Source organism: Bartonella sp. PS7NMGDW, from assembly GCF_042193585.1.
Classification (GTDB): Bacteria; Pseudomonadota; Alphaproteobacteria; order Rhizobiales; family Rhizobiaceae; genus Bartonella; species Bartonella grahamii.
Genome location: NZ_JBHILX010000003.1, coordinates 78,442 through 84,966, shown reverse-complemented (window position 1 = coordinate 84,966; position 6,525 = coordinate 78,442). Strand labels below are relative to the sequence as shown.

Sequence of the window (6,525 nt, the reverse complement as noted above, 5' to 3'; positions counted from 1 at the left end):
GTTGCACCTGAGATGCCTTTGAGCACGCCGGAGGATACTCCTAAGGTTGCGCCTGAGATGCCTTTGAGCACACCGGAAGATACTCCCAAGGTTGCACCTGAGATGCCTTTGAGCACACCACCGGAGGATACTCCCAAGGTTGCACCTGAGATGCCTTTGGAGGCACCACCGGAGGATACTCCCAAGGTTGCGCCTGAGATGCCTTTGAAGGCTCCGGAAGATGTGCTCAAGCCTGCGCACAAAAATGAAGAGATGATATCGCCAAAAGAATTGGCTCCAATGGTACAGAAGGTACCAGCAGAGCAGATTGTTCATCAAGCACCCAAAATTACACTTCCAGAAAAAATTTTTCTTCCACAGTTTAAACCAAAATTTGACGAAGAAGTTCCAAGGAAGAAAGGGGCTGCATTGAATCAAAAGAAGCCAAAGCTTAACAAGAAAAACCAAGAGAAACAGACCATTGAAGATATTTTAGCACTGGAGGAAAATAATTTGCTCAATCGTGCGCGGTCACAAGGAGGGGGAGCAAAACGTTCTCATACACCAGAAGCTTTGGGTGCAAGAAAAAACATTGATGATACCACAAAAATGGCACAAACATTGGTCAATATTGCGGGGGGATGTATTCAACAGAAGCTTAAACTTGTGGCGCTTGGTGGCGATTTAAAAAACCGTCCGGTTGTGCGGTTGCGATTTTATTTAGATCGTGAAGGGATGGTTATGGGCGATCCTATCATTGATCCCGTAAGTGGTCTTGAGAGTCAACAAGCTATTATGATGAGGCAGGTGTATGCCGCTGTCTTTTCATGCCAACCTTATGCAGATCTCCCACGTGATCAATATGATCTATGGGGGCAAGGTTTTGACTTTAATGTTGATCCCCTCCAAGAAATAAGATGATGAATGAGAAAAAATAAATTGGCTTAACGAAAGGACACATTCCATGATGACTATAACGAGACATAAAGTTTTAGCTTGGTTTATTGTCACTTGTGGGTTGTGGCTTTCAAGTATTTCATCGGGCTATGCGCAATTGAAAGGAACTATTTCGAGCGCTGATTTTAATCCCATTCCCATTGCAATTACAGACTTTATTTCCAATGATTCGATTGGGTTGAAAATATCTGCTGTGGTGACCGCTGATCTTGAGCGGTCTGGGCTTTTTTTACCGCTTAATAAAGAAAATTTTCTTGAAAATATTTCTAATCCTAATAAACAACCGCATTTTGCGTCTTGGCAGAAAATAAAAGCGCAAGGTTTAGTTACGGGGCAAGTCATGAGAGAAATCGATGGACGTTTGAGGGTCGACTTTCGTTTATGGGATGTTTTTGGACAAAGACAATTGAAAGGACGTCGTTTTTATACCGCGACAGAACGTTGGCGGCGTGTGGCACATATGATCGCAGATGAGATCTATAGTGAGATGACAGGAGAAAGTGGTTATTTTGATACACGAATTGTTTTTATCGATGAAACAGGACCCCAAAATGCACGCATTAAACGCTTAGCAATGATGGATCAAGATGGCGCAAATTTGATTTATATGTCTGATGGAAGTGAATTGGTGCTTACACCGCGGTTTTCCCCAAAAAGACAAGAAATGACCTATATGGCTTATGAGGATAATCAAGTACCTCATGTTTATCTTCAACAAATTGAAATGGGACAAAGAGAGTTGATCGGAACGTTTAATAACATGACAATTGCTCCGCGTTTTTCTTCTGATGGACAAAAGGTCATCATGAGTTTGTTACAAAATGATGGCAGTGCAAATCTTTACACCATGGATTTACGAACCCGTACGATGACGCGACTTACTACAACTTCTGCTATCGATACTTCTGCTTCTTATTCACCGGATGGAAAACACATCGTCTTTTCCTCAGATCGTAGTGGAAAGCCGCAAATCTATAAAATGAATGCGGATGGGAGTGATATTCAGCGTATTTCTTCAAACGATGGGAGTTATTCGACACCTATTTGGTCACCACGGGGTGACTATATCGCCTTTACAAAACAATTAAGCGGACAATTTTCTATTGGTGTTATGCGCCCTGATGGACAAGGAGAACGAATTTTAACCACGGGTTTTCACAATGAAGGACCAACTTGGGCCCCTAATGGTCGTGTGCTGATGTTCTTTCGCAAAAATCCCGGTATGGGACCAAAAATTTATACGATTGACATTACAGGACGCAACGAACGACAACTCCCTACACCCAATGATGCTTCGGATCCAGCATGGTCGCCTTTGCTCAATATACAGTAAAACAAAATGCTTAAAAACAGAACATAGAAGGAATATGGTCTATACAGTCTCAAGGTTACACAATATCAGTTTACACAATATCAATTGTCTTTAATGATTTAAAAGAAGAAATTGATTATAGTGGGCATGGGGAGTTATGTAGATTTCATCTATCATCTACGGTTGTTTATCGACAATGGAATTTCCTTGGGGGAAAATGCTTAAAAAAATTCAAAACAATACCTTGAAAAAATAGAGTCGAAAATTCTGAGGTCTCTAGATTTCAACTTTTTATTCAAAGTGTCGCTATATATTTTTGACTTCCTCTTCGATCTAGTTTGCGAAGAGTCTGGACTCTTGTCAAGGGTGTTTTTCTGCTGCTCTCTGATGTGTCTTATTCAAGTACGCTATTGTTTTAGGTCTGAATATTGATTGATCGGTAATAGCAAAAGGACAGATTTTTAAGATAAATGACGTTATTTTATGAAACATACGACGCCATAAAGTTAATGCCATAAAGTCAAAAATTTATCCGCAACGGATTAGAGAGATGTACCAGCTTTTTATACAATACTTTGCTAAACAATCAGCTCTGGCTTTCCATTTGCTTATTTTATTCTGTGATATTGTCAAAACACTGTCATTTGAGGTGCGGGGATATAAGGCATATAAACTTCCTTGAGATATTTAAGTATTTTTTTAAGTGCGTGGCGAATATTTAGGGGAGTGTGTATTTTATGAGCAGTAAGTTTCAAGTGAATTCCATGGGTGATTCGTCATAGAAATACGTCAAGAAAATCCGAATTGTTTATAGACCGGATCATCTTCATTACTTGAGGGTGGGGAGGTTAATCTTAAAGAACAAAAAGATCAAATAGAGAGGGGCTATAGGGATAATCTTTGGGGTATGTAAGAAAGGCCTGAGACTAAAGAGTTTTTTATGTTTTATTTTTTGGTGATGTTTTCTGGAATTAATGGCGGTTTTCTTGTTGCACCAATGGTTAGTCCCCGCTATTGACGCGGGGTTTTTATATGTGCGGATAAAGAGGAGAGCTGACAGATGCTTTTGAAGCCCTCATGAATGAAGAGAGGGCTTATGCAAATGGTGGGAATTATACAGATAATTTTGCCAAAATCTCATCGCTGACATCAAAATTGGCATAAACATTTTGTACATCATCATCTTCTTCTAATGTTGAAATCAGTCGCAAAACGGACAAAGCTTTTTCTTCATCTATTGGTGCAAGGGTGGTGGCTTTCCAAATCGTTTTAATCGATTCTGCTTCACCAAGTTTTGCCTCAAGAGTTTTGGAAACTTCACCAATATCTTCAAATGCGCAGGTAATATGATGTCCGGTTTCTTCTGATTGCACATCTTCGGCACCGGCTTCAATCGCTGCATCCATGATGTTATCGGCTGTTCCTGCTTCTGGCTTATAGATTATTTCACCAATCCGATTAAACATGAAACTGACCGATCCTGTTTCTCCTAGGGCTCCTCCTGATTTTGTGAAGGCGGCGCGCACATTTGAAGCGGTCCGGTTGCGGTTATCGGTTAAAGCTTCAACAATGACGGCAACGCCGCCTGGTCCATAGCCTTCATAGCGTACTTCATCATAATTTTCGACATCGGTGCCTGAAGCTTTTTTAATCGCGCGTTCAATATTATCTTTCGGCATCGATTGTGCTTTGGCATTTTGAACAGCCAGCCTTAAACGTGGATTCATGGCTGGATCAGGAGCACCTTGTTTTGCTGCTACGGTAATTTCGCGCGCAAGCTTAGAAAATATTTTCGAGCGCATTGCATCTTGACGCCCTTTACGGTGCATAATATTTTTAAATTGTGAATGGCCTGCCATAGTTTTCCTTCCTATTTGAGGGCTTTCTTTCTAGTTGGATACTCTTTAGAATTTAAGACAATAAAATACGCATCCCACCAGAATAAATGTGCCACAGCATGAGGTGAAATAATCGAATAAACCCTTTATAAGAAAATTCATCTTAAAGGTAAAGACACCTTAGTTGAGGATCATTACAAGAGAGATCTCTTGTCGTTGGGAAAAAATAACGCTATAACAGAATGTAATCTCATGGCAAAATGGTTTATTCCATGCCTCGCTTTGTTTTAGGAGTGGTTGGAGAGACCTAACGTATAAAAAGTTCTAGTGCTCTTGAGTGGGCGGTAACCGGCCTCATAGGAAGAGGCGCAGAAGAGGATTTATAAAAATGGCAACGCAACTTTTGATGCCCAAAGCAACAGCTGTTTGGTTGGTTGATAATACAGCTCTTTCTTTTGATCAGATTGCAGAATTTTGTAAATTGCATGTCTTGGAAGTAAAAGCTATTGCTGATGGTGATGCGGCTTATGGTATTAAAGGTTTAGATCCGATTAGTTCTGGACAATTGACGCGCAGTGAAATTGCACGGGTGGAGGCTGATCAAAACGCACGCTTGAAAATTTCTCAATCTAGGGTGCATATTCCTGAAAAAAAACGAAAAGGGGCGCGCTATATCCCTCTTTCTCGACGCCAAGATCGTCCCAATGGTATCCTATGGTTGGTCACGAACCATCCGGAGTTGAAAGATGCACAAATTGCACGGTTGATTGGGACAACAAAAGCGACAATTGAACAAATCCGCCTTAGAACCCACTGGAATAGTGCAAATTTGGTTCCTCTTGATCCTGTAGGACTTGGTTTGTGTTCGCAAATCGATTTAGATTTTGAGCTCCAGCGTGCAGCGAAAAATCGTCCTGTTGCTGCAGAAGAAGATAGGTCGTTGCTTCCCGCTTCTGTGACGGAAAACGCTGACCTAGAGGAAAATGAGAGTGAAGACAATCTGCATAAGACTTTTGATGCTGATAAAGTTTTTGCAAAGCTGAACGCACTGCAAAAAAATCGTCAAGATCAAGATGATGCATAAAAAGCCATGACGTATAAGGAAAACATTTCTTATGGAAATGTTAGAGGAATGGCTGGAGAGAGAAAATTTGGCAGAGACTCAAAAATAAAAATGATGACCAAAAAAATAGAAAAATTTCGTCTTCATTAGGAATTAACGGTTATTCTTGGAAATCTTTTTAAGAATTTACCTTTCTTTATGACACTCAAGGAGAAACGGACTATGCGCTCTACCAAAAAAAAACTCTCTCATTCTTTAGCTATCCTCTTTCTTTTCTCACTATGCCTGGGTGGGTGTGGCAAAAAAAATGTCGGTGCACTTAACGGTATGAATGGCGCTTATATGAATGATGCTGGTTTGAACCAGGTGTCACCAGGCTCAGGACAAGAATTTACGGTTAATGTGGGTGATCGCGTGTTTTTTGGTCTCGATTCTTCTTCACTTGATGCTGATGCTGAACGTATTTTAACGCGCCAAGCAGAATGGTTGCTTCATTATCCTTATTATTCTATTATGATCGAAGGTCATGCTGATGAGAGGGGAACACGTGAATATAACTTGGCACTTGGACAGCGCCGCGCTGTTGCTGTGCGAAACTATTTGGTATCTCTAGGTGTGTCTGAACAACGGATTCAAACAATTTCTTACGGAAAAGAAAGACCTGTAGCAGTATGTGATGATATTTCCTGTTGGAATCAAAATCGACGTGCAGTAACAACGTTGAGTGACATGAATAGTCATTAAAAAGAAGATTGTTTGTTTCAACTATTCAATGAGCTCTTAAGGGGAAAAAGGAATGTATCGTAAAATCAATTGGAAAACACTCTTTTATATGGCGGTTTTCATAGCTTGTTCTACTTCACTTGTTCAAAGTGCGGCACGAAAGGCTTCCGAATATCCTGCACATGATACAGATAAAGTTGATGCAGTTGATAAGGCATCTGATGCGGAGGAAAAAGCCACTGACACTGTTGATAAGGCTATTGATGCTGTGAAGACAGCACCTGAAGCAGCTGATAAAGCGGCATCTAGCGCGGAGGAAAAAGCCACTGACACTGTTGATAAGGCTATTGATGCTGTGAAGAAAGCACCTGAAGCAGCAGATAAAGCGGCATCTAGCGTGGAGGAAAAAGCCACTGACGCTGTTGATAAGGCTATTGATGCTGTGAAGAAAGCACCTGAAGCAGCAGATAAAGCGGCATCTAGCGCGGAGGAAAAAGCTACTGACGCTGTTGATAAGGCTATCGATGCAGTGAAGAAAGCACCTGAAGCAGCTGATAAAGCGGCATCTAGCGCGGTGGAAAAAGCCACTGACACTGTTGATAAGGCTATCGATGCAGTGAAGAAAGCACCTGAAGCAGCTGATAAAGCAGCGT

At 41.1% G+C, this 6,525-nt stretch carries 4 protein-coding genes and 2 pseudogenes; 5 read left to right on the top strand and 1 reads right to left on the bottom strand.

Going from position 1 to position 6,525, the window contains the following annotated elements; translation table 11 throughout:
- Positions 1–900, top strand: a pseudogene (locus ACFIKJ_RS02595) (cell envelope biogenesis protein TolA); the annotation flags it as partial.
- 43 nt (positions 901–943) lie between these two features.
- Positions 944–2,269: a Tol-Pal system beta propeller repeat protein TolB gene (gene tolB, locus ACFIKJ_RS02590; protein ID WP_375648419.1), complete on the top strand. Its 1,326-nt coding sequence runs from the start codon at positions 944–946 to the stop codon at positions 2,267–2,269.
- Between the two features lie 1,091 nt (positions 2,270–3,360).
- On the opposite strand, the gene ACFIKJ_RS02585 is transcribed toward tolB, so the two are convergent.
- A complete protein-coding gene (locus ACFIKJ_RS02585) occupies positions 3,361–4,107 on the bottom strand; it encodes a YebC/PmpR family DNA-binding transcriptional regulator (protein ID WP_005774608.1) in 747 nt (248 codons plus the stop codon).
- A 367-nt stretch (positions 4,108–4,474) separates the two neighbouring features.
- Here ACFIKJ_RS02585 and ACFIKJ_RS02580 point away from each other — a divergent pair, with 367 nt between their 5' ends.
- The 3 genes and pseudogenes from ACFIKJ_RS02580 to ACFIKJ_RS02570 form a co-directional block, all read left to right on the top strand.
- The gene (locus ACFIKJ_RS02580; RefSeq protein WP_375625266.1) at positions 4,475–5,170 is read left to right on the top strand and encodes a DUF1013 domain-containing protein; all 696 of its coding nucleotides are present in this window, start codon (positions 4,475–4,477) and stop codon (positions 5,168–5,170) included.
- A gap of 201 nt (positions 5,171–5,371) precedes the next feature.
- The gene (gene pal, locus ACFIKJ_RS02575; protein WP_375626541.1) at positions 5,372–5,893 is read left to right on the top strand and encodes a peptidoglycan-associated lipoprotein Pal; all 522 of its coding nucleotides are present in this window, start codon (positions 5,372–5,374) and stop codon (positions 5,891–5,893) included.
- Between the two features lie 88 nt (positions 5,894–5,981).
- Positions 5,982–6,525 (top strand): annotated as a pseudogene (locus ACFIKJ_RS02570) (tol-pal system protein); the annotation flags it as partial.